General features: G+C 64.6%; 28 protein-coding genes. 25 read left to right on the top strand and 3 right to left on the bottom strand.

What is annotated here, in order from left to right; all coding sequences use genetic code 11:
• The first annotated feature begins 372 nt into the window (after window positions 1-372).
• From AB0903_RS30015 to AB0903_RS29935, 17 genes are all read left to right on the top strand, one after another.
• Window positions 373-2,736, top strand: coding sequence for a phage tail tape measure protein (locus AB0903_RS30015; protein ID WP_366707876.1), 2,364 nt, complete (start codon window positions 373-375; stop codon window positions 2,734-2,736).
• 369 nt (window positions 2,737-3,105) lie between these two features.
• Window positions 3,106-3,567 (top strand): hypothetical protein, encoded by a 462-nt coding sequence (locus AB0903_RS30010; protein ID WP_366707875.1) that lies wholly within the window; start codon window positions 3,106-3,108, stop codon window positions 3,565-3,567.
• A gap of 757 nt (window positions 3,568-4,324) precedes the next feature.
• Window positions 4,325-5,806, top strand: coding sequence for a hypothetical protein (locus AB0903_RS30005; protein WP_366707874.1), 1,482 nt, complete (start codon window positions 4,325-4,327; stop codon window positions 5,804-5,806).
• A 9-nt stretch (window positions 5,807-5,815) separates the two neighbouring features.
• On the top strand, window positions 5,816-5,989 hold the full coding sequence (locus AB0903_RS30000) for a hypothetical protein (protein WP_366707873.1): 174 nt from the start codon (window positions 5,816-5,818) through the stop codon (window positions 5,987-5,989).
• On the top strand, window positions 5,982-6,239 hold the full coding sequence (locus tag AB0903_RS29995; protein ID WP_366707872.1) for a hypothetical protein: 258 nt from the start codon (window positions 5,982-5,984) through the stop codon (window positions 6,237-6,239). The genes AB0903_RS30000 and AB0903_RS29995 overlap by 8 nt, the downstream gene beginning before the upstream one ends.
• A gap of 67 nt (window positions 6,240-6,306) precedes the next feature.
• On the top strand, window positions 6,307-7,257 hold the full coding sequence (locus AB0903_RS29990; RefSeq protein WP_366707871.1) for a peptidoglycan-binding protein: 951 nt from the start codon (window positions 6,307-6,309) through the stop codon (window positions 7,255-7,257).
• Between the two features lie 92 nt (window positions 7,258-7,349).
• Window positions 7,350-7,592, top strand: coding sequence for a hypothetical protein (locus AB0903_RS29985; RefSeq protein WP_366707870.1), 243 nt, complete (start codon window positions 7,350-7,352; stop codon window positions 7,590-7,592).
• A complete protein-coding gene (locus AB0903_RS29980; RefSeq protein ID WP_366707869.1) occupies window positions 7,589-8,164 on the top strand; it encodes a hypothetical protein in 576 nt (191 codons plus the stop codon). The genes AB0903_RS29985 and AB0903_RS29980 overlap by 4 nt, the downstream gene beginning before the upstream one ends.
• Before the next feature lie 146 nt (window positions 8,165-8,310).
• Window positions 8,311-9,144, top strand: coding sequence for a hypothetical protein (locus tag AB0903_RS29975; RefSeq protein ID WP_366707868.1), 834 nt, complete (start codon window positions 8,311-8,313; stop codon window positions 9,142-9,144).
• 83 nt (window positions 9,145-9,227) lie between these two features.
• Entirely contained in the window at window positions 9,228-9,923 is a 696-nt protein-coding gene (locus AB0903_RS29970; RefSeq protein WP_366707867.1) for a hypothetical protein, read from the top strand.
• Window positions 9,924-9,995: 72 nt separating this feature from the next.
• On the top strand, window positions 9,996-10,502 hold the full coding sequence (locus tag AB0903_RS29965; protein ID WP_366707866.1) for a DNA cytosine methyltransferase: 507 nt from the start codon (window positions 9,996-9,998) through the stop codon (window positions 10,500-10,502).
• Between the two features lie 527 nt (window positions 10,503-11,029).
• Window positions 11,030-11,314 (top strand): hypothetical protein, encoded by a 285-nt coding sequence (locus AB0903_RS29960; RefSeq protein WP_366707865.1) that lies wholly within the window; start codon window positions 11,030-11,032, stop codon window positions 11,312-11,314.
• A gap of 248 nt (window positions 11,315-11,562) precedes the next feature.
• Complete coding sequence (locus AB0903_RS29955; RefSeq protein WP_366707864.1) at window positions 11,563-12,084, top strand: hypothetical protein; 522 nt, start codon at window positions 11,563-11,565, stop codon at window positions 12,082-12,084.
• The gene (locus tag AB0903_RS29950) at window positions 12,071-14,575 is read left to right on the top strand and encodes a phage/plasmid primase, P4 family (RefSeq protein WP_366707863.1); all 2,505 of its coding nucleotides are present in this window, start codon (window positions 12,071-12,073) and stop codon (window positions 14,573-14,575) included. Before AB0903_RS29955 ends, AB0903_RS29950 begins: the two co-directional genes overlap by 14 nt.
• A 68-nt stretch (window positions 14,576-14,643) precedes the next feature.
• Window positions 14,644-16,497 carry a DNA polymerase gene (locus AB0903_RS29945; RefSeq protein WP_366707862.1) on the top strand — a complete coding sequence of 618 codons (1,854 nt, stop codon included), beginning with the start codon at window positions 14,644-14,646 and terminating at the stop codon, window positions 16,495-16,497.
• A 459-nt stretch (window positions 16,498-16,956) separates the two neighbouring features.
• Window positions 16,957-17,766, top strand: a complete 810-nt coding sequence (locus AB0903_RS29940; protein ID WP_366707861.1) for a sigma-70 family RNA polymerase sigma factor — start codon at window positions 16,957-16,959, stop codon at window positions 17,764-17,766.
• Window positions 17,767-18,588: 822 nt separating this feature from the next.
• Complete coding sequence (locus tag AB0903_RS29935) at window positions 18,589-18,855, top strand: hypothetical protein (RefSeq protein ID WP_366707860.1); 267 nt, start codon at window positions 18,589-18,591, stop codon at window positions 18,853-18,855.
• Between the two features lie 129 nt (window positions 18,856-18,984).
• Here the strand turns inward: AB0903_RS29935 and AB0903_RS29930 are convergent, their stop codons facing one another.
• Complete coding sequence (locus AB0903_RS29930) at window positions 18,985-19,194, bottom strand: DUF397 domain-containing protein (RefSeq protein ID WP_366707859.1); 210 nt, start codon at window positions 19,192-19,194, stop codon at window positions 18,985-18,987.
• Window positions 19,191-20,021 carry a helix-turn-helix transcriptional regulator gene (locus AB0903_RS29925; RefSeq protein ID WP_366707858.1) on the bottom strand — a complete coding sequence of 277 codons (831 nt, stop codon included), beginning with the start codon at window positions 20,019-20,021 and terminating at the stop codon, window positions 19,191-19,193. Before AB0903_RS29925 ends, AB0903_RS29930 begins: the two co-directional genes overlap by 4 nt.
• Window positions 20,022-20,186: 165 nt before the next feature.
• Between AB0903_RS29925 and AB0903_RS29920 the strand changes: the two genes are divergently transcribed.
• From AB0903_RS29920 to AB0903_RS29895, 6 genes are all read left to right on the top strand, one after another.
• A complete protein-coding gene (locus tag AB0903_RS29920) occupies window positions 20,187-20,381 on the top strand; it encodes a hypothetical protein (protein WP_366707888.1) in 195 nt (64 codons plus the stop codon).
• Window positions 20,382-20,640: 259 nt separating this feature from the next.
• On the top strand, window positions 20,641-20,970 hold the full coding sequence (locus tag AB0903_RS29915) for a hypothetical protein (RefSeq protein ID WP_366707857.1): 330 nt from the start codon (window positions 20,641-20,643) through the stop codon (window positions 20,968-20,970).
• Between the two features lie 84 nt (window positions 20,971-21,054).
• Window positions 21,055-21,519 (top strand): hypothetical protein, encoded by a 465-nt coding sequence (locus AB0903_RS29910; RefSeq protein ID WP_366707856.1) that lies wholly within the window; start codon window positions 21,055-21,057, stop codon window positions 21,517-21,519.
• 140 nt (window positions 21,520-21,659) lie between these two features.
• Complete coding sequence (gene tgmA / locus AB0903_RS29905; RefSeq protein WP_366707855.1) at window positions 21,660-21,893, top strand: putative ATP-grasp-modified RiPP; 234 nt, start codon at window positions 21,660-21,662, stop codon at window positions 21,891-21,893.
• A 1-nt stretch (window position 21,894) separates the two neighbouring features.
• Window positions 21,895-22,842, top strand: coding sequence for an ATP-grasp ribosomal peptide maturase (gene tgmB / locus AB0903_RS29900; RefSeq protein ID WP_366707854.1), 948 nt, complete (start codon window positions 21,895-21,897; stop codon window positions 22,840-22,842).
• Window positions 22,839-23,996: a methyltransferase domain-containing protein gene (locus AB0903_RS29895; RefSeq protein WP_366707853.1), complete on the top strand. Its 1,158-nt coding sequence runs from the start codon at window positions 22,839-22,841 to the stop codon at window positions 23,994-23,996. Before tgmB ends, AB0903_RS29895 begins: the two co-directional genes overlap by 4 nt.
• A 65-nt stretch (window positions 23,997-24,061) precedes the next feature.
• Here AB0903_RS29895 and AB0903_RS29890 read toward each other — a convergent pair whose 3' ends face one another.
• Window positions 24,062-24,340, bottom strand: coding sequence for a winged helix-turn-helix domain-containing protein (locus AB0903_RS29890; RefSeq protein ID WP_366707852.1), 279 nt, complete (start codon window positions 24,338-24,340; stop codon window positions 24,062-24,064).
• A 184-nt stretch (window positions 24,341-24,524) separates the two neighbouring features.
• On the opposite strand from AB0903_RS29890, the gene AB0903_RS29885 reads away from it, so the two are divergent.
• A complete protein-coding gene (locus tag AB0903_RS29885; RefSeq protein ID WP_366707851.1) occupies window positions 24,525-24,845 on the top strand; it encodes a hypothetical protein in 321 nt (106 codons plus the stop codon).
• Entirely contained in the window at window positions 24,842-25,228 is a 387-nt protein-coding gene (locus AB0903_RS29880; protein WP_366707850.1) for a hypothetical protein, read from the top strand. The genes AB0903_RS29885 and AB0903_RS29880 overlap by 4 nt, the downstream gene beginning before the upstream one ends.
• The last annotated feature ends 228 nt before the right edge of the window (window positions 25,229-25,456 follow it).

Below are 25,456 nucleotides of genomic sequence, written 5' to 3'. Positions count from 1 at the left end.
TTACGGCACGGATATACGTGACCTTTACCGGCCCGGTTCCGGTCTTACGTGGCGCCGCCTGCGGGCTCTCGTAACCGGTCTCCCCGCGGAGTCCGCTCTAGCCCGGTCGCTACTCGGCGAGGATTCCGTTTGGACGCTGGAAACACAGCTACTCGCGGCACTGCATGACCGCCTAAGCGAGGCGAATTGGCAGCGCGGGAACGCGGGTTCAAAGAACCCGTCCCGTCGCCCCTCGCCGATTCCCCGCCCTGGCGCTGAGACCGGCCGGATTGGTGGCACGAAGCGAGATCCGCAGGAAGTGGCGCACTACCTCGCGCGGTTCCAGCCGAAGCCGGGGGGTGACTAATGGCCGTTGAAGTTGGCGTTGGATATGTGTCCGTCGTCCCGGAAGTCCAAGGGTTCGCCAGTGAGCTAGAGCGGCAGGTTACCGGCCCGTCCGAAGCGGCGGGACAACAAGGCGGAGCGGCAGCCGGCGAGGGCTTCACCGGGAAAATGGGCGGAGTTCTCAAGGGCGGTCTAGCGGCTGTTGGTATTGCTGCCGCGGCGGTGCTCGCAAAGGGGTTCATTGATGCCCTGGACCAGACCGCCATTAACGGCAAGATCCAAGCACAGCTAGGCAGCACACCGGCCGAAGCGAAGCGGTACGGCGAAGCGGCGGGACAGCTGTACGCGCATGGCATTACGGACTCTGTCGAGGACGCAGCATCGGCAATCGCTGGTGTCATGCGGTCGGGCATTCTCCCGCCGGACGCCACTAACGCGCAGATTGAAGAGATAACAGGCAAGGTCGCCAACCTTAGCGACACGTTCGAACTTGACCTAGGCCAGACCAGTAATGCGGTCGGGCAGATGCTCAAGAACGGGCTTGCCAAGGATGGCACCGAAGCGCTGGATATTCTCACCGCTGGAATGCAAAAGATGGGTCCGCGTGCCGATGACATGGCGGACACATTCAACGAGTACAGCACCAAGTTCCGTGACTTGGGGTTGAGCGCATCGGATGCCATGGGGCTCATGTCCCAAGGTATGCAGGCTGGTGCGCGTGATACCGATATGGTCGCCGACTCGCTGAAAGAGTTTCAGATCAGGGCGACCGACGGAAGCACCGCGAGCGCGGAAGCATACGAGGCAATCGGCCTCAATGCCGAGGAGATGACCCGCAAGATAGCCGCGGGCGGTCCGGGCGCAAAGCAGGGGTTGCAGCAAGTCCTAGACGGCATCAAAGCCATTAAGGACCCTGCCGAACAGAACGCTGTAGCCGTTGGCCTTTTCGGAACTAAAGCCGAGGATATGGGGCGCGCGCTTTTTGCCCTGGACCCGTCCAACGCTGTAAAGGCAATGGGTGACACTGCCGGGGCTGCCGATCGGATGGGCGACGCGTTGCACGACAACGCAAAGTCCAAGATTGAGCAGTTCAAGCGCACTGCCGAAGTGGCGGTTACCAACTTCATCGGCAACAAGGTGCTACCGCCGCTCATATCCTTTGCGTCCACTGCGAGGGACGTTCTAGGCCCGGCTCTGACCACGGCAAAAACCGTGGTCGGGGGCTTCCTGGGCGCTTTCTCGTCCGGAGCCGGCGGCAGTTCCATTGCCGCTTTCGGACAGACGCTAGTAGGACTCGGAACTACCATCCGGGACACTCTAGCCCCGAGCGTGTCCGCGCTGGTCCAGCAATTTACGACAAGCGTCCTGCCCGCCTTGCAGGGTGTTTGGAATGTCGTTTCCACGCAGCTCGTTCCCGCGCTCATGTCGCTTTATACGGCGGTCTACAGCGCACTAGCACCGATCTTTACGAACCTTGCCCTGATTTTCACCGAGACCATTTGGCCCGCGGTAATGCGGGTCTATACGGCCATCCTGGAGAATCTACAGCCGATCTTTTCCGCGCTGTCCGAGTTCATATCTACTCGGGTCGTCCCGGCGGTACAGATGATCGGCGGCAAGCTGTCCGAACTGGTCGAGAAAGCGCAACCGGTGATCTCCGTGGTCTCGACCATTCTCGGATGGCTCGGGCAACTCGCGGCTAACATCCTCGGAACTGTGATTCCGGTGATTGTCCGATTCGCCGGTCCCGTGTTCTCTGCGCTGTTCTCCGCTCTGGGTACGGCGATCGACTGGATAGGCACGGCGATTGGGTGGGTAGGCAAGATCGGCACTGCCTTTGTCGACGCCGTTCGCTGGGTGAAGGACTTCAACGACAAAGCCGTGAAGAAAATCGCGGAATTCGTGGTGTGGCTGCAAGGACTGCCGAAGCGGATCGGAAAAGCGCTCGGGGACTTCGGCGGGCTACTGGTCGATAAGGGAAAGGATCTCGTCCGCGGACTTTGGGACGGCGTGAAGGCGCTGGGCGGTTGGCTGAAAGACAAGCTGATCGGCTGGGCAAAGTCAGCCATTCCAGGGCCGATCGCAAAGGCACTCGGAATTAACAGCCCCTCGCGGCTCATGCGCGACAAAATCGGCAAGTGGATTCCTGCCGGAATCGTTGAAGGAATCGACCGGGGACAGCACACGCTAGACCACCGTGTTCGCACCATGGTCGATACCCCGCGTAGGTGGTGGTTCAAGCCGAAATGGAGAGTTCCAGCACCAAAGTACGACGTGGCCAAGCATGAGGATTTCTGGGACTTCCTAACGGAAGCAAGGAAGTTGAGCCAACGGGACATTGTGCTACGCGTCGCCGAGCAAGAGCTAGCACGCGTTACAGCGCTCGGGAAACGTCAACTGGATAGGAGGTGACGGACGTTGGGAATGTGGATCGGTCGGCCTGGTGCTCTACGTGAGATCAGGGACGGGGCCACAAAGTTCGAACGGTCACCCGATATCGGCGTGAACGAGTTCCGGGCGTTGGGTGGGGGTGTCACCACGTGGGCACCCCCGGTGCAGCCGCGCCGCATGTCGGTGTCATGGACCGGTATGGACGGGGGCGACGTTGCGCATTTGGACCGGCTCGCACGGCGTATCGACGGTCCCGGACCCGTAGCGGTTTTGGACCCGCTTTCGCAAAACCTCTTGTTCGGCCCGCAGTCACTCGGGCAGGGCGAGGGGCGGCAGTGGGGGGTTTCGTCTGGTGGCGTTCTCGCACCGGGCGGGACCATTCCCGCGACCGTGGACGCCAACGCGGGCACGTACCTGCACTGGAAGCACCCGACATGGCCCGGATTTCCCGTGACCCCTGGTATGCGCTTCTGGTGGTGGGCACCCGCTTTCGAGGCGGTGGAAGGGGCGACCATGCGTCTTCACTGGAGGAACGCAGAAGGGGTCTACAAGTTCTATACGTCACGCGATGCAGCCCACGGGCCGCTAAGTGGTCTCGCCCCTGCCGACATGGTTTACGTGACTCCCATCATGTATTTCGCGAATGCTGGGCTGCACCAAATTGGTCCGTCAGTGTTCCGGGTGCATGATCCGTCCAGCCCGGACGTATCCGCGACGGAAACCCCGCCACTCGGCGAGGGCTGTCCCGCAATGAGCATCACGGGATACACCCATGCCGCAATGCAGGGAAACGGGGACTACCGGGATATTGGCCTAACGCTGGTGGAGGTGACAAACAGTGCGCTCGGGTGACGACACATTGACCGCCGCACTGGCCGCCGGCGAGCGGCAGCTAGCACACCAAATGAGGCTTGGTGGACGGGACTTGTCCGACCAGGTGCAGTCATGGGCACTGGAACAGAGCTACGGCAGCGATCTGCCGGACGCCATGCGCGCCTATAGCGGCTCGTCCAGCGCCCAACTGTCCATGACCCTTGCCGGGACCGGAGGAGAGAGCGCACCAGCCCTGTACGGGCCATGGGCACCCCGGTCCACGGGAGACGTGGCACGGCCCGGACAGTCGGTTGTTCATCGCTGGGGGGTCGGGGGCCGCACGGTGCCCACCTTCCGCGGCAACGTCCGAGCCCGGTCGGCACAGTCGGGCACAGACTCGGTAAGCGTCTCCGCGCTGGACGGAGCCGAGCGGCTACGGATGCCCGCACAGCTACCCCGTCCGTCCGGCGGCATTGACTCAGACACCCCGTACGGCGCGGCAACCAACTGGGTGGCGTCGCCTACCTGGTGCGTGGACCACCTACTACGCCGGGCGGGTATCCACACATGCCCGCCGGCCCGTGCCGGAACTCTCCTGTACGCGTCCATGCACGGCGGTGCTGCCGCCAACATCGGGTATCTCAAGTCCCTTTCAGGCGACTGGTCGCAGTGGACCAAGACCAACGCACCGTGGGAATGCGCCGTGCAAGGCTCGTCCGCGGGCACCACAAAGGCGGAGTACGCGCCCGTTGTCCGCTCGGTGAACCGCCACCACTCGGACGGATTTTGGTACGAAGTGTGGATAGACAATACGGGAGTGACAAGCGGAGACCGCACGGTTGATCTCTCGCTTTCCTGGGTTCCCGCCGACTTGACTCCTGTCTATACGACACTGCGGGCTGACTTCGCAAAAGGGGAAGTCACTTTCTACAACGGCACCAGTGCCGACCCGACGAACAACAGGTCACTTACGTGGACGGTATCGGAACTCACGAAACAGTTCGGGCGCTGGCACTTCGGTATGTGGCTGACGTTCTCTTCAACCGGTGCACCCACTGTTGAAGGGGCGGTGCAGTACCCCGCCGGAAGCGGAACCAACCTGTTGCCCGGAACGTCGAGCCTTTCCATAGCTCCGGGCACCATGGGAAACGTGATTCTCCGACTCGGGGGGTTGCGCGTCGAAGCGCTGCAAGTGTCGCAGCTTTCAGCGAGACCGCAGACACGCGACGAGATCACACAAACAGGGGCTTGGAAGAAAACGGCAGCCCTGGACCCGCCAGACATTCCGATGAGGGTTATCCCAGTCATCAGCGGTAGTGCGTGGGAAGCCATCACGAACATAGCTCGGGCCACCCTTTCAACCGCCGAGTTCGACGGGGACGGGATATTCAGATGGCGTAACCGTACCCGCTGGGCGACCGCACCCACCACGGCGGATTTGACTGTCACGTCCGCAAGAGAGCTTGCGTCGCTGACGATCACAGAGGAAATCGACGCGTGCCGCAATCACTGCTCGGTGAAGTGGGCTAACTGGGCAAAGGTCAAGGCCAACAAGGCAACTACAAAGAACGCATGGAACGTCCGGAGCATCGCACCAGGTGACACGTACCGAATTACGTGGACGATCGGTGACGATGAATTGGACACTCCGCCCCCGTTCACCTACACAGAAGCACTGCCCGACTGCGTGCGGTTCGTCAACGCCAACACAGACACCGCCGCCATGGTGTACGGCGCGATAGAGGTAGGAACCGAGCGGGACGGCGGGGCGTTGACCGTCACGATGCGAAACCGAAGCGGGTCGACGGTATGGCTCCGCGGAAAGACAACGAGCCAAGCATCAATTTCCTTGCTCACCCCCAGCATTGATAGCGGGGTAGCACCCTCTGACCACTGGGCTTCCGCGTGGAACACCGCGAGCCAAGCGGCGTACGGGGTGCAGGAATTCGAGCACGACCCACAAGGATGGGTGCAAGATTCAACGTCTGCGGTATCCGTGGCTGTTGCGCTCCGCACCGCGGGGGTCTACCCGTATCCGCTGCTCGGCAACGTTGAGATTCTTCCTGATCCCCGTATCCAGCTCGGGGACGTGGTGCGGCTCCGGGATACAACCGGTGCAGTGCTCAGCACTCTTGCATGGGTTATCGGTATCCGCACAGCCGGCGAGGGCGGGCTAGTACGCCAAACATTGACGCTGCGGGCAACGGCATACAACGGGGTTCCGGTAGATAGCGGGCTCACCCCGGACCCGCCCGTTGATCCGGCTGTAACAGCGTAAGGGGGAGGAATGACACAAGAGGAGATAGCCGCGCTCGCGGAGCAGATCGCTAAGTTGCTGCCCGGATATCTGCTGTACCGAGACCCGCCGCAAGTCACCGTGGGGTCTCCCGAATCAGAAATCGGGTCGGACGCCACGGACATTACTGCCGTCGACATGGCGGAAGTGGCACCGGATGAATGAAGACCAGGGCGAGCCGCTAGGCGTACGCATCGGCGCACGCGAAATCTACGACGAAGTGGTTGGACTCCGCGAGGACGTGCGGTCACTCGGGCAGGAAGGGGAAACCGTGACGGAAACGCTAGAGGATCACGAGCACCGCATTCGCGGGCTGGAGAGCGAGCGCGGGAAGTTCGTACTTCCGGTCGCCCTGGTGACTGCCGTTGCCACCGTGGTAGCGGCCGGTCTCACCGTTGCCAAACTCGCGGGCTAGTCCAGCCGGCCCGCACTCCATACAGAGCACCCGCCCCGTTCCGGGCTCAACCGGGCGGGGCTTTTTCATGCCCAAAAGAGGGGGAGGAATGAAGCTCGTCACTCGCGCCGAATGGGGCGCGCGCAAGCCGAGGAACGGACACGTGGCCGTTTCCCGGAACTCCGGAGTCAAGATTCATTATCTCGGCAGCTCGTACACCGCTGGACCGCACAGCGGGTGCGCCGCATACATGCGCAAGCTACAGAATTCGCACATGGACGGTCGGGGGTGGGCTGATTTCGCGTACAACTTCGGTGTCTGCGAGCACGGTTACGTGTTCGAGGGGCGAGGCGTGAACGCGCAGAATGCAGCCAACGGGAACACCACGCTGAACCGTGACCATTTCGCTGTGCTCGGGTTCGTAGGGTCCAGCAGTCACACCGAGCCCACGGACGCACAGGTTGCGGGTATCCGGGACGCTGTTGCCCATCTGCGCAAGCACGGGGCCGGGGGCGAAATCCGTGGGCACCGGGACGGTTACGCAACAGCGTGCCCCGGTCCCGCCCTGTACGCACTTGTCCAGTCCGGTGCGCTGGAGCCCCGAGCGGAGACCGGTAGCGGCAGCGCGTCCGGTAGCTCGTCCACGTACACCGTGAAGTCCGGCGACACCCTTTCCGGGATCGGCAAGCGGCTCGGCATCAAGTGGCAGACCCTCGCCGAGCTGAACGGCATTCGCGCCCCGTATGTCATCCGGCCCGGACAGAAGCTCAAGACGAGCAAGCCGAAGCCGAGTTACGCGCCGTTCCCCGGTGCCGCGTACTTCAAGTCCTCGCCCCGCTCGCCGCTCATCACCGCCATGGGCAAGCGGCTCGTTGCCGAGAGCTGTTCCGCCTATCGCTCCGGTCCCGGCCCGCAGTGGAGCGACGCAGACCGGCAGTCGTACGCGAAGTGGCAGCGAAAGCGGGGGTTCACCGGGTCCGACGCGGACGGGTGGCCCGGCAAGACGACGTGGGACGCGCTCAAGGTCCCGCGGGTCTGACCACGCCCCGTGACCCGTTCCCCGCCCGGCGGGGACCAGCTCGGGAACGCAAATCCGATCCGTTCACACACAGCAACTTTCAGGGGGAACCCATGACGTTCATCAAGACCCATCCGGCTCGGCTCTATGCCGTGGCCGTTGCCGCCCTCGCCCTGGTGGCGCACTACTTCCCCGAGCTGCCGAGCGCGCTCGTCCTCGCTCTGGTCGCCGCGGTGCTCGGTACCGGTGAGGCTGTCCAGCGAGCCGAGGACGCCAAGACCGCAACGGCCGGCGAGGGCGACCAGGGCGACACCATCGACGAGCACCAGGACCACGCCGAGGATGCCGCGGAGTGAGCTACCGGCACGTTGCCCTTATGGGCCGAGCGGGCTCCGGTAAGGACACCATCGGGGCCCGGCTCGTCTCGCGGTTCGTGTTCGCCCGTGTGGCGTTCGCGGACCCGCTGCGGGACATGGCTCTGTCCATGGACCCCATCGTGTCCAGCGAGCCGACCGGATACGGACCGCTTCCGATCCGGCTGTCTGACGTGGTGCGTCGCGAAGGTTGGGACACCGCCAAGAGTCGCCCGGAAGTACGGCGCACGTTGCAGCGTCTCGGGCAGTCCGTCCGCGACCAGGACGAGGACTTTTGGCTACGGCTCGCCCTCGCAAAGATCGACGTTGCCGACCGCTGGAACCTGCCCGTGGTCGTCACGGACTGCCGGTACGCCAATGAGGCGGACGCACTGCGGTGCGCGGGTGCGCTCATGGTCCGAGTGGACCGACCCGGAGCCGGGGCCGAGGGCGAAGCCGCCCGGCACGTCTCCGAGATTGAGCTAGACGACTATCCGGCGGACGCCGTACTGACCAACGGCGGCACCCTCGCCGAGCTGCACGCGCTCGCGGACCGGCTCGCCGTTCCCCGCTGACACCAGCGCGCGGGGCATGACGAGATGACGACATGACCCCCCTTTTGGTTTCTCTCTAATTTTTTAGACGCGTACCAAACAGAGGTCTAAAACGTCATCCCGTCATCCCTCGCTGATCACACACCATCACGCATGAGGGGACACCTATGCCCGGAACCATCCGGACAATCAAGCGCGGGGGCTCGCGCTTCTACATCAGCCCCGAGACCGCCGAGAAGGTTCCGGGGGTCACATCCATTGTCGGAATGCTCCCTAAGCCGTTCCTGACTTTCTGGGCCGCTCGCATGACCGCAGAAACGGCAGTCGAGAACCTGGACGCTGTGCGGGCAATCGCCGAGCGCGACCCCGCGGGGGCCGTGGACTTCCTACGCAACTCCCACACCCGGTACACCAACCTTCGCGCCAAGGTGGGCAGCGATGCCCACGACCTGTTTGAACGCATGATCCGGCTGGAGGAATTCGGCCGAGTGCACCCGGACTTGGAGCCGTACCGGCTCGGGTTCGCCGAGTTCCTGCTAGCGGTCCGTCCCGAGCTGATCAGAGCCGAGGACGTGTGTTGGTCGGATGAGCACCAGTACGCAGGCAGCTTTGACGCGATCATTCGCGTACGGCTCGGCGAGGACGGAAAGCCCGACCATGAAAACGGTACGTGGCACACGCTGTTGGTGGACTGGAAGACCAGCAAGAGCGCGTATCCGGACGTGGCTCTACAGCTCTCGGCTTACGCCCATGCCGACCGGATCATTTCGCCGGACGGTACTTCCGAGCCCATGCCCGCAGTAGACGGGGCTGCCGTACTCCACATCACTCCGGATGGATGGGTGTTCAAGCCCGTACGGATCGATGAAGAGATTTTCAATGTCTTTCTGACGCTGCGGCACGTATTCCAGTGGGACCGCGAGATTTCCAAGACTGTGTTCGGCAGCCCCATTGCGCAGAGCGTCCGCCGGCTCATCACCGGAACGCAGCGGCGGGGCTAACAGCACAAGCACCACCAGGACCAGGACGAGCACAGACAACGGCTCGTCCTTTTTTCATGCCCAAAACCAGGGGGATTCACAGTATGGCTATTCGCATCTTCGAGACCGACCCGGACGCCAAGCCGAAGGGTTCGTTTTCGGATGACACCGTTGGGCGGTTCCACTCGGGCCGTTCCGTCAACGGCATTCCGGAAGCCCTTGCAGAATGGAAGGTGACGACCGGTGACCCGGATGTTGCCGCGGCTATCGCTCAGCTCATGGGCGGGCAGCCGGTAGAGACCGATTCCACGTCCGAGAACTTCATTGAGATTCTGACGGACACCAAGCGCGTCAAGGCAGTTCTTTCCGGCCCGGACGCGATCACGTCGGACATGAAGCTGTGGAACGGCAACGTCCTTATCCACCACTGCGACGGAGTCGAGTTCCTTTCTCCGGACCAGGACCGGGGTAAGCCGTGCGGCTGCCCGAGCCTCATGGAAGACCGAAAGGCCGCTTACAAGGCTAAGCGGGGTCCGGGCCCGAGCATTTCGGTTCTGTTCCGGCTCGCCGAGGATTACGACCTTGGCCTTTTCCGCTTCCAGACCGGTTCTTGGAAGCTCGCCGAGGTTCTGCACGAGATCGGCAACGGACTGGACAAGGTGGGCGGGGAAGCCCTCGCAGAACTCGGCATTGAGCTGGTGGAGTACACCACCAAGAAGGGCCGGGACGTGTCGTACTTCAAGCCGGTCGTAAAGGTGCTCAAGAGCTGGAACGACGCCGTGGCCGAGTCGACTTACTAGCCGGCCGAGGGGGCTCCGGGGGGCATCTTCGGGGCCCCGCTGAGGGGGAGCGCCACCATAGCAATTCTTGAGTTGTGCGCCGGATACGGGGGAATCGGTCGGGCCGTGGAGGCTCTGACCGGGGACAGGATCAGGTACGTAGCGGAGATCGATCCGTACGCGTCCCTGATCCTCGCCACCCGCTATCCGCACGCACCGAACATCGGAGACATTACCAAGTTCGATTGGTCCACCCTCGCGGGAAAGGTGGACATCATCACGGCGGGGTTTCCCTGTCAAGACATTTCAAACGCGGGGAAGCGGGCGGGGATTCATGGCGAGCGTTCGGGGATTTGGGAAAGCGTTCTCGGGGCCGTTCGCGTTCTTCGACCACGGGTCGTTTTCTTGGAGAACGTATCCGCCATCCGAAACCGGGGCCTCGCGCACCTACTCGCGGGATTGGCCGCGAGCGGGTATGACGCGCGCTGGTGTTGCTTCCGCGCGTCCAGCGCTGGAGCCCCCCACATGCGAGATCGGTGGTTCTGCATTGCCACCCCTTCTACCGACCCCAACAGCCTCGGACAGCTCGCGCGGACCTGACTTCGCAAAGGCTGACCGGGAAGGGGCGGGCGGGGACGATCTCGTTACCGCAGTAGCTCGGCTTTTCGACAAGAACCGAGCCACCAAGCTATTCAAAACCCCTACCGCGAATCTCGGTAGCAACGGTGCCCCGCAGCATCCGGACAAGCGACGTGCGGGCGGTCACGGGCCGAATCTCGATGATGAGGTTTCGTTCTTGCTGCCCGTGGACCCGGACGTTGCCGAGGAAACACCAGGGGCGTTCCATTCCCCGCCGGAATGGTGGGCGGAGTTCGCCCCCGCGGTGCACCGATGGGAAACCCTTATGGGCTCGCCGGCTCCGATTCCCGTGGAGTTCGGCCCCCGTGGTGGTCGTCGTCTCGCGTCCGTTTTCGCCGAGTGGCTTATGGGGTTGCCGCGGGGCTGGATCACTCACATTCCGGGGCTCAACCGTGCCAGGCAGCTAAAGGCAGCCGGTAACGGGGTCGTGTCGCAACAGGCGTTCACGGCATATCTGCACTTGCTGAATCACAAGGAGGAAAAGACAGATGGGTAAGCGGGGGGTCGTAACCGATTACAGCGGCGAGGAACTGTACCGGGGTGATCTGGTGGCCTACGCGGCTCGCCAGGGAAACCGGGTGCGAATGGCGGATGCCATCGTTGACAAGGTAACCACGCGGCTCGTTGACGGGCGTTTGCGCGCCATGCTGCGAGTCACACCGACCGGAGTTGAGTCCGGATTCACCAAGCGTCGTTCACTCCGCCGAGAGTGGATTTCCGCCGAACACGTCCGGCTCGTCATTCCGGGTGTGGCAGCCGGCGAGCGCAACTAGCACGAACGACCGGGCAAAGGGCCGGGCGACCTATTCGGGTTGTCCGGCCCTTTGTCATGTGGGGGGAAGCATGATTCTAGAGATAACCGCCGAGTACGCACCCCCGCTCGGGGACGTGCGCGAACTCTCCGCGGGTGACGAGCTGATTTTGTGTGACGGATGGCGGCAGCGTCCGGACTGGATTCGGTATCTCGCTGCGGCAGCTCACGCCATGGGCCGGGGCTGCGTTGTCCGGCAGGGGGCCGACAATGGCTAACCCGAACAAGACCAGGGGGACCGCTTGGGAAAGCGCGGTGCGGAACTTCCTTAACGCGTTCCTCGGGCTGGTGGACAACAACGGCGTGTTCTTGGACCCGTTCGACGGGATGAACGTCCGCAGACCCGCGCAGGAAGGCGCACGCGATATCGGCGACGTACACGCGGCCCCGTTCATTCTCGAATGTAAGGACGTGCGGAGCCCCGCGGTGCCGACGTGGATTCGTCAAGCGAAGGTGGAAGCCGTGCACGCGGGCTTTCCCTATGGCGTGGTCGTGCACAAGCGGCGGGGGCTCGGCGTGCGCTCGGGACGTGTCCACTTTGACGTACGTACGTGGACCCGGACACGTACAGCCCTCGGGCTGTCCTCGCGCGCCATGTTCGAGCGGTACGGGTTCGCCGCTTCGCTGCGGGGTCTCGACTCGGGCCGCTGGTATCTGACGACCGACGTTGAACGGTTCGCGGCTCTGCTCGGCGACATGCGGGCGGGGGTGACTGGTCGTGCTGCTCGCTGATCTGCTCTCGCGGTTCGGGACCGTGGACGAGCACCAGGACGGCGGGTACTCCGCGCTGTGCCCCGCACACCAGGACTCCCGCCCCTCACTTCGGATATGGCGGGGCGAGGACCTGAAAGTTCGGCTCACGTGCCGGGCAGGCTGCCGTACCGAGGACGTGATTCGGGCCGTGGGGCTCGGCTGGTCCGATCTGTTCGACGTGTCCGGCCCCGGTGCCACGGTGTCCGCCGAGCGTCCCGAGCTGGTGCCCGCCCGCTACGTTGCCGGGCTCGCCGTTTACATAGACCGCGCAGCCGACACCCTCTCTGACCAGGGGAAACCGTTCTGCAGCGCGGATGACAACGAGCACCAGGACGACGAGCACGACGAGCACCAGGACCACGGCCACCAGCTCAGCCGGCGAGGGCTCGCCTACCTCTCCGAGCGCTTCGGTATCGACGCTGCGACAGCCGCGGAACTCCGCTTGGGCGTGGACGGTGGGCACCAGGGCGAGGACTTCCCGTACCTGTCTCGTCAGTACCGGGCGCATCCCCGTCTGACGGTCCCGCTGTGCGGGTTCGACGGAGTAGCGCGAGGGCTACAGGGACGAGACCTTTCCGGGCAGTGCCCGGCACGGTGGCTCTCGCTCATGAACCCGCGCGGTCACCGCTGGACCCCTTACGGCGTGTTCCGCGGTGCGGGCGGTTACGGGGTCGTCCTGGTCTGCGAGGGACCGGGGGACGCGCTCACGGCCGTTGCGTGCGGCTATGACGCCGTAGCGATTCGCGGTGCTGCCCTCGCCGGCTCGCCCGAGCTGGTGCGCGAACTTGCCGAGGGTCTGCGGGGCTCGCTCGTCATCCTCGCCGGGGACAACGACACCGCGGGGAACGGGTTCACGGCCCGGCTCGCGTCCGGTCTCGCAGAGCACGGGGTGAACGCGCTCCGGCTCGAACTCCCGCACCAGGGCGATGACTTGACCGCATGGCGCGAGCGTGACCCCGAGCGGTTCGCCCCCGAGCTACACCGCGCGGTCAAAGGGGCCCGGCCCGTACGGGACTCCGCCGAAGCCGTGGCCGAAGCACGGTCCGCCGAGCTTGCCGAACGCACCGGGGCCGACGCTGTGACGCGCGACCAGGGGGCCGAAGCCGCGGAGATCCTTGCCCGACTGGTGGGGCAGCTCGGCGAGTCGGACGCCATGAACGCGCACGCGCTCGTTGCGTGGTGCGGGGGCCGAATCCGGTACGCACCGGGGCTTGGCTTCTATTCGTGGGACGGGTCGGTATGGGTGCGCAGTGACACCCGCGTGCGGCAGGAAATCCACCGTATGGGGGCCGCGCTCGTTCTCGCGGGGCAGACCCAAGCGGCTCGCGGATTCACGATGACCAGCCGCATTGACGCATTGATGACCGAGCTTCGCTCTGTTCCTACGGTGCGGGTGGAAGCGGCGGACTTTGACAACCGCCCCGATCTGCTCGCCTTCCGCAATGGCGTGGTGGACTTGCGCACCGGCCGTATCCGCTCGCACGACATGCGCGACATGCTGACGTACGGGCTGGATATTGACTACCGGCCGGAAGTCGAGTGCCCCCGATGGGAAGCCTTCCTAGAAGAAATCTTCCCCGGTATGCCGGACATGCCCGCGTACATACAGCGGCTCATCGGCTACGGCATCACGGGCCATGTCACGGAACAGGCTTTCGCGGTCATGTGGGGGAAGGGGGCTAACGGAAAATCGGTCCTGGTGGATACGCTCACGGCGGTGTTCCGGGCGATTTCCAAGACAACCCCGTTCGCTACTTTCGAAGCCAAGTCCAGCGGCGGCATTCCTAACGACATTGCAGCGTTGCGCGGTGCTCGGCTCGTCATGGCGTCCGAGGGCGAGAGCGGGGCACCCATGTCCGAAGCGATCCTAAAGCGGGTCACCGGTAAGGACATGATCAGTGCCCGGTATCTGCGGCGAGAGTTCTTCGAGTTCAAGCCGTCGTTTCTGCTGCTACTGGCCACGAATCACAAGCCCCGGTTTAAGTCGCAGGATGAGGGGCTTTGGCGACGCGTCAAGTTGCTGCCTTTCGTGCGGTACTTCGCACCCCATGAGCGGGACCACGCGCTAGACACGCGGCTACTCGCCGAAGCCGAGGGAATCGCAGCGTGGGCGGTGCGCGGGGCTGTCCAGTGGTACGCAGACGGTCTGCAAGACCCGCAGGTCATCACGGGTGCGTCACGCGAGTACCGCGAGACGAGCGACCAGCTAGCCGGGTTCTTTCCGGGCGTGCTGGAACGCACCACGGAAGACCACGTGATGAACGGGACCGAAGCGTTCAATTCCTATTTGGACTGGTGCGAAGCCGAGAACCTTCCGGCGCGAGAGCGTTGGACTCGGCGCATGTTCTATGACGCCATGGAGGAACGCGGAGTGCCCCGCCGAAAGACCATGCGGGGTATCGGACTCGCCGGGGTTCATCTTGCGGACGAGAGCCCCGAAGCTGCCGGACCGGGCATCTTCGGAAGCTAATACGGAAGCGCCAATACGGGCCGTCTACCTATCACGGGTGGGCGGCCCGTTTTTGTTTAGGGGGATGAATGCTTGAGTTCTACCATGACGTAGCCGGCGAGCGTATAACCGTGCACGTACCCGAGGACACAAAGGATCTCGCAGAGTTCTGGAAGTGGCTTTACCGGGCGCGCGAGCGGGGACCTATCGCGCTGGACACCGAGACAACCGGTCTCGATATCTACTCGACCGGCTACCGCTTGCGCACAGTGCAATTTGGGGACGCGCGAGACGCTTGGGTGTTGCTGTACGAGCGCGGGGGCTACTTCGCTTCCTACGCGCGGGATGCACTGCGGCGATGCCGTCAAGTGCTCATCCATAACGCAATTTTCGATTGGCTCGTCTTGGACGAGCACGCGGACACGCGATTGGAAGACCTCGCGCCGTGGACCACAGACACCCGCGTACTAGCGGCCCTTATCGACCCGCGGCAACCGTCCGAGGGCGGCATAGGAACCGCATTGAAGCCTCTTTCCGCGTATTGGGTGGACCCCGCGGCCCCCGACACGCAGAACGGGCTTACCAAGGTGTTCAACAGCTTGGGGTTCACCAAAGACACCGGATGGGCGAACATCCCGCTCACGCACCCGACTTACCTTCTGTACGCGGGGCTTGACGTCATTTACACCGCTCGCCTGTACCCGATGCTTCGGCGAGAGCTGGACCGTCTGTCCGTGCGCGCCGAGCTGGTCACGTACGAGCACGAGATAGCCCGCATGTGCGCCGTGATGCAGCGTGCCGGGTTGCTGGTGGACCAGGAGTACGCGGCCCCGCTCGCTCGCCGGCTCGCCGAGGAAGCCGAACAGTTCGCTTCCGTGGCAGCCCGGTACGGGGTGGCCAAGGTAGGCAGCTCGGCACAGGTGGCGGAAGCGCTCTTGGGCATGGGTGAACGGCTCACGGAGCGGACAAAGGGCGGAGCGCTCTCGACAGACAAGACCGTCTTGTTGCCGCTCGCCGACCTTGACCGGGACTGGCAGCGCATCGGGGCCCGAGAGCCCAACCCGCTCGCGGACGCCGTGCTGAGAGCCAAGCGGGCTTCCAAGTGGGGCGTTACGTACGCGGAAGCCTTCCTGTCCAAAGCGTCCGCCGCGGGACGTATCCACCCCGCCATATCCCCGCTCGCCGCGAGGACAGGCCGTATGAGCGTCACGGCGGGACTCCACCAACTTCCGTCCTCAGATCACGTGATCCGCCGCGCGATCCTCGCCGAGCCCGGTCACGTCATGGTCAGCACCGACTTTCAAGCCGTGGAAATGCGGGTCCTGGCAGCTCTTGCCAAGGTGCGCCGCATGACAGACGGGTTCGTGAACGGTGGCGACAAGTTCGACATTCACACGTTCACCGCAAAGCTCATCAAGGGCGAGAACGCCACCCCCAAAGATCGGAAAGTATTTAAGGGGGCCGGATTCGGAAAGGTTTATGGGGGCGGAATCGCCACCATCGCCAAACAGACCGGAGCCAGTGAAGCCGAGATTGCACAAGCGGTTAGCGCATACGACCGGGCTTTTCCGGAGATCAAACGGGCTTCCTCGCGGTGGCAACGGCAGGCTTTCCAAAACGGCATGGTGCTTATCTCGGCTACCGGTCGCCGGCTCCCGCTGGACCGGGACAGGACTTACAGCGTGGTCAATTACGCCTGTCAGAGCGCGGCAAGGGATCTTCTCGGGCAAGCCATGCTCAATGTCGAGAGTGCCGGATTGCTCGAATACTGCCGCCTTCCAATTCATGACGAGCTGTTGGCGTCGGTGCCCGAACGGGAAGCGAAAGAATTTGCCCGAGAGTTCGAAAAGTGCATGACCATGAATCTCTACGGGGTGCCCATCGTGGCGGATGCCGAGATCGGTGGGCGTTCGTGGGGCTCGCTGTATGGGGCGGACTTCTGATCACGCCCCGTCACCGCTATACGGAGAGTTAGCGAGACGCCATCCGGCGACGTTTTCGCATTCTCGTTGGTTGTGCTCTCGGGGGTCACGGCGTGGTCACGGTATCCATGATCCCTCCACATTTGATGACCCGCCGTGGTCGTTGTCGGTAACTATCTGGCCGAGCGTCACGAAACGTTGCGGCTGGTGTGTCAATCCGAGAGGTATACGCGTGTATGCGCAGGTATGCCCGTCTTATGTTGAGTGCTGTGCCGCTGGCATATACCTAAGTTCATTGCCACGCAGCGATTAGGCAATGCGCAAGCCCCGTCCTGCTAATTCGGGACGGGGCATTTTCATGCCCTTTTACAAGCGCATTGCATAGGGCCGTGGGCTCCTTTCTGGACCCCTCGCGCTCCGTTCCGGGAATTCCTTGGTCCCCACAGGGACCAAAGCCCCCGAGACACGGAGCACGGTCCCATGACGCACCTTACGCACACCCAAATTGCGGCAGCCAAGTCCAATGACCTGGAAGCCGTTTCATCGGTCATCAGGGAAACCGAAGCCCTGGTAACCGCCCGAGCCCGGCACTATGCGGGCTCCGCAATGGAGAACGGAAACACCCTCGCGGAAGACCTCGCGCAGACCGGACGCATAGCCGTTTGGCAGTGCATATCCAAGTTCGACGGAGACACCCCGCAAGCGTTCATGGCGTACATAGACCGCCACGTGAGCGCGGCAATGCTGGACGCACTGCGGGCAGAGACTCGCCCCGGAGTCACCGCGCGAGCCGCAAAGGACTTTGAAGCCGCGCTAGTGCTGGCAGTCGGCGACCCGTACGAAGCCGAGCGGATTGCCACCAGCCCCGCCATGGGTGACCGCAAGATGAGTCCAGAGCACGCCTATGCCGCTCGGCTCTCATGGCTCGGGTTGGACTACTTGGACCGTCCCGTTTCCGGCGAGGACGGAGAACCGCTCACCCTCGCGGCAAAGGTGGAGCGCGAGACCGGAACCCCCGCCGAGCTGATCACCGCGGCGGATATCGCATCGCACCGCCGGACCGTCATCCGGGACCAGGTGCACAAGACGTTGGGGGCTCTCTCAGAGCGTCAACGGCACGTTCTCAAAGCCGGATTCGGTATCGCCCCGGTCGCCATCTACCAGCCCGGAGCCGATGACGACGAGTTGGCCGCGGACATGGGAGCAACCCGCTACCAGGTGCAGCAAGCGCGCACCAAGGGGGCGAAACGATTTTCCGAGCTGTACCGAGCTGGTGCACGCGCATGGTGACCATGACGACCAGGGACGGGGGCACGGTGACCGTGACCCGTTGCGGCGAGCTGGTGGACATACACGTTCGGGACAGCTCAGGCCGGACCGTCGCCACCGTTACCCGCCGAGCCGGCGAGGCTGCCCGGCTGCTGTCCGGATATCACCGGACGGCGCGCTGACTGAAAGCGACTGAGGGGCGGGTGTGTGTGTCGAGCCGTGCGCGCGGTATTGCGCTCTCGACCTTCCCCAGATCCATGGAGAGGATCACTACCGGTGACACTGCTTCCCCGCTTCGGCGGGGGCTTTGTCATGTCCGCGGACAGATTGTAGGTTCCACACAAAGAGCGGGCGACCGTCGACGCCGCGGCAACCTTTCGCCTGGTCAGAGCGTCGTACCTTCCACCATGCGCCCCCGTGGCGAGGGCATGAATATGCCCTTCCGTTCATCGAACGCGTGTACTAACGTGATGGCATGGTCACGCACCGCGAGGGATACGAGGTACAGACAAGGGTTGAGGTTCCCGGCACCAACGGCACGTGGGGAGCGTGCAAGACGCTGCCGGACGTATTGGGGGAAGACCGGATTCGGTCATGCGAGGACTTGACGTTGGTGTTGCGGACCCAAGGGGGGATGGTGTCTAGATTGCTTCGCGGACTGGTAGCTCTGCCCGCGTTCCGTTTGCTTGCCAGAGAGCGGCGGACAAGCTCGTTGGTCGGTCATGTCGAGTGGGTCCAGCACCCATGCGGCATGTGGGTCCAGCACGACGAGCCGTGGTCAATCTGCGACTCGGGGCAGCACTACCCCGAGCGCCCCGCCGCCCCGTTTCTGGCGCTGGTCGCATGACGACTAGAGACAGCCAGCGACGGTTCGTAGACGGGTACGACGAGTGCGACGACGCTACCGCCGTAGCTTCCCGGCTTGCCGCTGTGCTGGTCCGCGCTCAGCTCACGAAGCGGTTCGGCGTATCCGTGCACCGCATCCCTGTGTCCCGCACCAGCGAGGGTTGGGGCGTCTACCTCACAGACCGCGAGCCCCACCAGGACGCTCCCGCCCTGCTCAGCTTCGGTACCCCCGCACGCCCCGAGCGTTACCGCCAGGCAGCGTGACCATGCGCCCCGCCATGTTCCCGATCCGGGGCGTGGCGGGGCTTCCGTCGTTTGGCTTGAGTGGGCACAGCGAAGCCCCACCATGCCGAGCACGATGGGGCTGCCTTGAACTCTGTGGTCTCCGACTTGTCAGACAGTCCCGAACTCTCCGCTCTTGACGCTCGCCACGAAGGAAGCGAACGAGCCGGCGGGGAAGTCCAGTACCGGACCGGTCGGGTTCTTGGAGTCACGGACGGGGACCACGCCGCGCGAAGCGACGAGGTTTGCGGCGACCTCGATGCACTGGCCGCCGTTGCTGCTGTACGAGGACGTGAACCAACGCGGGGTTTCGGTCGTCACGGGGTGCCCTTTCGTAACTGTTCGATCATGGCCACGGACACCGCCTGTGAAGCGGCTTCGGCCTGCAACTGATGGTAGGCCGTCAACATGGGCTGAACGAACCTCATATCCCGCTCTAGTCGTCCTTGCTGCGCAGACTCGGAGTATGCGATATGCGACCGGTCCGGGAGGGTCAGAAGGGTTACCGGCAGATCGAACGAACGTCGCTCGCCAAGATCGAACGGGGCGACTTGGAGCACTGTGGAAGGCAGCTCGGCGAACGCAACGAGCTTGTCCAACTGAGCTGCCATGACCCCCGGCCCCCCGACTGGTCGCCGGATACAGCTCTCGTCCAGCACCGCGTAGACGAGCGGCGGGGGAGTCCGTTCTAGCGACGCCTGCCGCTCGGCGAGAAGAGTTAGCCGTTCCTCTGCCTGCTGCTCTGTGATCGCCCCCCGCCGCACCGCACCCGTGGCGATGGCTGCCGCATACTCCAGAGTCTGGAGCAGACCCGGAACGATCCCAAGCTCAAAGAGTCTGATCTCTGCGGCTCGTACCTCTTGCCGCACGTACTCCGGGAACCCCTCCAGTAGTGCCGTGTTCTGTAGGGCGCGCACCATGCGTTGGAACTTGTCGCCAGTACCGAACGCTCTATCAGCACTCATCGCAAAGCGACTAGTTGGAGGGCGACGACCGGTTTCGACGGCAGAAATATGCGTCCCGGTGCACCCCATGCGCGTGCCTAGCTCGTCCTGTGTCCACCCGCGCTCATCCCGAAGCTGCCGTAGACGCTGGCCGAACGCTGCCCCCGGTGACGTATCGGGGTCCAGTTCCTTCCGGTTCACCATGCAGAGCTCCTAACTCTCCGAGCAAATCACGCAAGTTGAAGACAGCGCGACTGTAGGCCACGCTGGGCCGCCCGAGTAGCGGAAGCACTACGGAGAGGAGCGGCGGTGTCTGCGCAGAACGTTCCCACAAACAAGCCCGCCCGCGTTCCCGAGCCTGGCACGCTCATGGTGGACACCAGCCAGGATGACCGGGTTGCAGAGTTCCGCGGCGTCGCCGGCCCGTACTGGTCGCTGCGTCCGATCGGTGGCGGACCCGAGTGGGAAGCCGAGCCCGAGCGCGTCCGCACGCCGACCCCCGCTGAGCGGCTGAGCGCCGAGAACGCGCGGCAGAACGCGAGAAGCCGGGGGGCACTGCGGTGAAGCGTTTACTCGTCTGGCTCGTCCTCGCCGCGGGGAGCGCTGAAGTTCTGTTGCGGCTCCGCTTCCCCCGGCTCACGTGGTTGTTGACCACGGCCCCCCGAGACCGCCGAGCCCTGATGTTCGAGCTGCAACGGCTTGAGTCGGACCCCGAGTTTTGCGCCGCTTTTCACGAGTCCGTTGGTGCCGAGTGGCAGCGTCGGCAGCTCAACGGGGCGTTTGGTGAGCTGGTCCGTGCTCTGGAACGGGAGGGTGGCCCGGTATGAGCATCGTCTTACCGTCCGGCATCCTGCACCCCGACGTGTCCGGCATCCCCGAGCCGGCGAGCACCGACGACGGCAACCGCTGGACGTGGGGCGCATGTTGGGGCTGGTGCGAGCGGGAACGTGCGCGCGTTCTGTGGCTCGGACCCGCGCAGACCACTGGGCACGTGGTAGCTGATCTCTACTACTGCGGGCCGTGCATCAATCGCCTACACCAACGGATCGTGGCGCGTGCGCGCGGAGCCGTTCCCGACCAGGCCCCGGCCCCCGAGCGGATGCCGCGCCGCAACAGTCCCCGGCACCGGGCACCGCGGCGACTGTTCCGGTAGCCCCCTGAATTCCCGCCCTGGTCGTGTTCCCGGTTCCCCCCGACGACCAGGGCGGGGCACCCGACGACCGAAGGAGGTAGCGGCGTGTCCCGCACAACGGCGGAGAAAGCCGCAGCACGCGAGGGAGCGCGCGAGGACCGCGCGGAGATCGTCAAGCGGTACCGAGACGGCGAGTCCATGACGCGGCTTGCGACGGACTACGGCGTGACCTCCGGTTGGCTCGCGCTCCGGTTCGACGAGTGGAAAGAGCCTCGCCGCGACTTTCGCACTGCCCACCTGATTCGCCGCACCCCCCGACCCAACAGCCGTGATGGAGGACCGTTGCCCCGCCGCACGAAAGCCGAAGTGACCGCCGCGCGAACACAGTTCATCGAACAGCGGGAAACGGTCGTCAAGCGGTACCAGGACGGAGAGTCCGCCGCGTCCCTCGCCGAATCGTTCGGCGTGAGCGGCACATGGGTTGCCGAACAGTTCGACGCGTGGGGCGTTCCCCGCCGGGACCGGTCCGCCGCTGCGGTTGTTCGCGGCCCCGGAGTCCGTCCGCTCTAAGACTTCCGCCCCGCTGCCACATTGACTCGCTCTGTGGAAGTGGGGCGGGTACAACCCCGCTCGGCTGTCTGCGTGACGGTCGGCAGCCGACCGGTTCTGTAGGAGCACCACAAGACCAGCCAACGCAGGAGGAATGCAGTATGAGCACCGCAACGGCTACGCCCGTCCCGTTCGGGGTCCGGCACCTGGTGTCACCAGCTCCGACCAACAACGAAGCGCCCGTCATCACGTACAGCGAGGGGCTTCAGCTCAACGTCTCCGCCGAGGGCAACCCGTGGCACGCGATCACGGCGGAGATGCCGGAGACGCAGACGGAGACCAGCAACGGTGACGGTTCGTCGCCGGGCTCCGACAGCGGAACCGACCTGTACTGACATGCCATCCATCCTCATCCTGACCGGCCGGGATGACCTCACGGCCGATGCAGTGGTTGAGGAGCTGGTGAAACGCGGGGAACACGTCGTCAGGTACGACACTGCCGACTTTCCGACCGCTTCCCGTCTGGCCGTCTCCCTCACCGGGGACGGCTGGACGGGGCCTCTCGCCGGCTCCCGTACGGTCCGCCTGGAATCTGTTAAGTCGGTGTGGTGGCGTCGCCCCAACGAGTTCCGGACCCCGGACGACTGGCCCGGACACGCTCGCGCGCTCGCGGTCTCGGAAGCACGCTCCGGGTTGCTCGGCGTGCTCGGCTCGCTGCCCGTCCGGTGGGTCAACCATCCGAGTAAGGATGCCGCCGCGAACTACAAGCCCGTTCAACTCGCCGTGGCCGCACGCTGCGGGCTGGATGTGCCCCGCTCCGTGATCACGTCGGACCCCGAGCACGCCCGTACGTTCATGGGGGACGACACGGTTGTTTACAAGGGGCTCGGGGGTGGCGTGCTTGGCCCCGCCGGGAAGCGGCAGTTCCTTCCCGTGGCACTCGTGTCCGCGGACCAGGTGGACGACGGAGTGAGCGGCACCGCTCACCTGTTCCAAGAGCGCGTGGACAAGGCGTATGAAGTGCGCTTGACCGTGATCGGTGACCGTATGTTCCCCGTTGCCATTCACACCGACAGCGAAGCCGCGCAACTCGACTGGCGAACGGACTACCAGTCCCACCGATACGAAGTGGTGGACATGCCCCCGGAGGTTGAGAAGGGGGTCCGCCGACTCATGGACGGACTCGGCTTGTTCTTCGGTGCGCTGGACTTTGCCGTCACGCCGGACGGACGTTGGGTGTTCTTCGAGGTGAACCCCAACGGTCAATGGCACTGGCTCGCTGTCAGAGCTGGTGTCCCGCTCGTTGAAGCCATGGCCGATGCCTTGCAAGGAGAGACCGCATGACCGAAGCGCCCCCATGGACCGGAGCCGCCAAAGCGCTTGCCGACAAGGTGACCGCCGATGCCCCCGCGTGGCATGACGCCGTGAGCAACACCCCCCGTCACCGGCTCGTCCCGCGCTGGTGGCAGCGCCTCCCCGACAGCCCCACGCAGGAATGGGAGTTGGTAGACCTCCCCGAGGACTCCCCCGAGCGGCTGCACGCCGCGTACACGGACGAGACGCTAGTAACCCGCGTCGGCCCCACGCACGCCGACCACGCCACCCCCGGCGAGCACGGCAAGGGCGACCCAACGTCGTCGTCCACCCTGCCGGGGCTCATCGTGTCCATGGCTCACCGGCTCGACGTCAAGCCCGGTCACAAGGTCTTGGACGTGGGCACGGGCTCGGGGTACTCCGCCGGTCTGTTCGCGCGCCGCTTCGGGGACGAGAACGTAACCAGCGTGGACGTGGACCCGTACCTAGTCGAGGCTGCCCGTACACGACTCGCCGAGTTCGGGCGCACGCCGCGTATGGAAGCCATCGACGCCACCGGGGAACTCCCGGAGCCGGAATACGATCGCATCATGGCGACCGTTTCCGTACGGCCCATCCCCGCGTCGTGGCTCCGCGCGCTCCGCCCCGGTGGTCGGCTGGTCACGACCATTGCGCACACAGCGCTGTTGATCACGGCGGACATGGGAACGGACGGCATCGCGCGGGGCAGCGTCCAGCCCGACCCCGCAACGTTCATGGAGACCCGACAGGAAGCGGACTATCCGGCGAAGCTGAACGACGTGTTCGTGTCCGCCCGAGTCCGTGAGGGCGAGGACGTACGGCCCCCGGACGGACCGGTTCCCGATCTGTGGCAGGAATGGCCGCTTCGGTGGCTGTACGAGCTGGAGACGCCCGGTGTCGAGACTCGCGCGGCAACGTACCCGGACGACGGTCGGCGTGTGGTGTGGCTGCTCGCCGCGGATGGGTCATGGGCGCGCGCCGAGGACGGGACAACGCCCCTGGTCCACCAGGGCGGCCCGCGTCGACTCTGGGACGAACTGGAGCGGGTACGCCGCAAGTGGGAAGAGAACAACCGGTTCTCTCTGCACTCGCTGCGGGCGGAACTCAGTCCGGAGGGGAGTTCGCTGCTCTCGCCGGATGGTTCGTGGACCTTCACTATCTGACGGCCACTAGTCGTCAGGCTGCCCCGTCTGTCTGCCGTTCCCGTGGCCGACCGACGGGGCTTCCCTCATTCCGGCCCGTGCTCGTCCTCGCCGGCGGGCTCCGCAACGTACGTCCCTCGCTGCGGCACGACGAACACGAGCCCATCGGCCACAAGGGCGGCAATCGCTCGGCGAACCGTGGGGCGGGACAACCCGAACTCTTCACATAGACGCGTCTCCGACGAGATCGGGCGGCGCGGCTTCCAGTCACCCCGAGCAATGCGCGCACGCAAGATGCCCGCGAGCTGCTGAAACGGGGGCTCGGGTGCGTCCCGCTCGATTTCGTCGTCTGGGCCGTAGTCCATGCAACGAACGGTAGCGGGGGTCACACGACAGAGCACATCAGGCCAGGTGCATTAACGTGCCTTTACAAGCCTTTACGTACCTTGACGTAAAGCCCTACTCTCAGAACTGAAACGCCCCGACAGACCGCGTAGGACCGGTCCGCCGGGGCTCCACCGAACAGCTTGCTTAGGAGCTGAACGACTTATGCGCGATGTTATCGCCCGTGCCCTGGTGTGGGTGCTCCGGATGGTTCTGCCCGCCCGTGGACGCCACGGCGCTACCGAGCCCGCAACGAGCCCCGAGCCCGCCCCCGTGAACCCGTGGTCTCGCCCCTGGACCAGCCCGAGCAAGGAAGAAGCCCGCGCAATCTTCGAGCGGCAAGCCGAAACCACGATGAAGCTCGGCATCATCCATGAACGGCGACGGGCTGCCGAACTCGCGACCATGGGCGTTGACTACCCGTACACCTACCCCGGAGCCCCGTTCACCCGGTCCGCGTTCGCCGCTGCGGGGGTGTCGGCATGAGCCCCGCGGAGACCAACCCGGCAGAGTGCGGAGCCCGCCGCCCCGGATGGGAAAACGGACCCGCCATCGGCGTCAACCGCATTCCATGTGTCCGCGAGGGCGAGCACCAGGGAGACCACGCGAACGCGTTCGGGCAGTGCTGGAGCGCGACGCCTGACCCGCAGCACCAGGACGAGCCCGAGCCCGCCGGGAAGCTGTTCCCGGTCGTGCTGTCCGGTCACGTGGCGCTCTGTGTGGAGTGCAAGACGCTCACGCGCGCCCCCATCCCGGTCCGCTGGATTCAGAGCAACAGCGGCCCCGGAACGACCCTCTACGCGTGCCCCGATCACGCCGTGAAGCTCGGGGCGGGACCGACCCCCGAGGACGAGCTACGCGCCCCGTAGGCGAGAGCGCAGACAGCAAAACGCCCCGTTCGGCCACGTGCCGGGCGGGGCTTGCTGCGTCTGACGTGTGCTGACGTGGCTTGACAAGCCTTTACAAGGCTCTAGCCTTAGAACTGGTAGTTAGAGGTGTTGGGGTCGTCGAAGATCATGCAGCTGGGCACGGTGGAGAGCAGCCAGCGGACGCCCGGGTCGCGCCAGGACTCGTCGTACAGCCAGGTGTACTCCTCG

The sequence above is a fragment of the Streptomyces sp. NPDC048389 genome (assembly GCF_040706335.1).
Classification (GTDB): Bacteria; Actinomycetota; Actinomycetes; order Streptomycetales; family Streptomycetaceae; genus Streptomyces.
Note: the sequence above shows the minus strand (reverse complement) of the source record. Positions and strands in the feature narration are given on the sequence as shown.

Coding starts and splice junctions, on each gene's coding strand:
- AB0903_RS29970 (WP_366707867.1), top strand. CDS start 9,228: ATGGCTATTCGCATCTTCGAGACCGACCCGGACGCCAAGCCGAAGGGT.
- AB0903_RS29880 (WP_366707850.1), top strand. CDS start 24,842: ATGAGCCCCGCGGAGACCAACCCGGCAGAGTGCGGAGCCCGCCGCCCC.
- AB0903_RS29960 (WP_366707865.1), top strand. CDS start 11,030: ATGGGTAAGCGGGGGGTCGTAACCGATTACAGCGGCGAGGAACTGTAC.
- AB0903_RS29925 (WP_366707858.1), bottom strand. CDS start 20,021: ATGGTGAACCGGAAGGAACTGGACCCCGATACGTCACCGGGGGCAGCG.
- AB0903_RS29920 (WP_366707888.1), top strand. CDS start 20,187: ATGGTGGACACCAGCCAGGATGACCGGGTTGCAGAGTTCCGCGGCGTC.
- AB0903_RS29995 (WP_366707872.1), top strand. CDS start 5,982: ATGAATGAAGACCAGGGCGAGCCGCTAGGCGTACGCATCGGCGCACGC.
- AB0903_RS29885 (WP_366707851.1), top strand. CDS start 24,525: ATGCGCGATGTTATCGCCCGTGCCCTGGTGTGGGTGCTCCGGATGGTT.
- AB0903_RS29955 (WP_366707864.1), top strand. CDS start 11,563: ATGGCTAACCCGAACAAGACCAGGGGGACCGCTTGGGAAAGCGCGGTG.
- AB0903_RS29890 (WP_366707852.1), bottom strand. CDS start 24,340: ATGGACTACGGCCCAGACGACGAAATCGAGCGGGACGCACCCGAGCCC.
- AB0903_RS29895 (WP_366707853.1), top strand. CDS start 22,839: ATGACCGAAGCGCCCCCATGGACCGGAGCCGCCAAAGCGCTTGCCGAC.
- AB0903_RS29915 (WP_366707857.1), top strand. CDS start 20,641: ATGAGCATCGTCTTACCGTCCGGCATCCTGCACCCCGACGTGTCCGGC.
- AB0903_RS29940 (WP_366707861.1), top strand. CDS start 16,957: ATGACGCACCTTACGCACACCCAAATTGCGGCAGCCAAGTCCAATGAC.
- tgmA (WP_366707855.1), top strand. CDS start 21,660: ATGAGCACCGCAACGGCTACGCCCGTCCCGTTCGGGGTCCGGCACCTG.
- AB0903_RS29975 (WP_366707868.1), top strand. CDS start 8,311: ATGCCCGGAACCATCCGGACAATCAAGCGCGGGGGCTCGCGCTTCTAC.
- AB0903_RS29985 (WP_366707870.1), top strand. CDS start 7,350: ATGACGTTCATCAAGACCCATCCGGCTCGGCTCTATGCCGTGGCCGTT.
- AB0903_RS29935 (WP_366707860.1), top strand. CDS start 18,589: ATGACGACTAGAGACAGCCAGCGACGGTTCGTAGACGGGTACGACGAG.
- AB0903_RS30000 (WP_366707873.1), top strand. CDS start 5,816: ATGACACAAGAGGAGATAGCCGCGCTCGCGGAGCAGATCGCTAAGTTG.
- AB0903_RS29945 (WP_366707862.1), top strand. CDS start 14,644: ATGCTTGAGTTCTACCATGACGTAGCCGGCGAGCGTATAACCGTGCAC.
- AB0903_RS29990 (WP_366707871.1), top strand. CDS start 6,307: ATGCCCAAAAGAGGGGGAGGAATGAAGCTCGTCACTCGCGCCGAATGG.
- tgmB (WP_366707854.1), top strand. CDS start 21,895: ATGCCATCCATCCTCATCCTGACCGGCCGGGATGACCTCACGGCCGAT.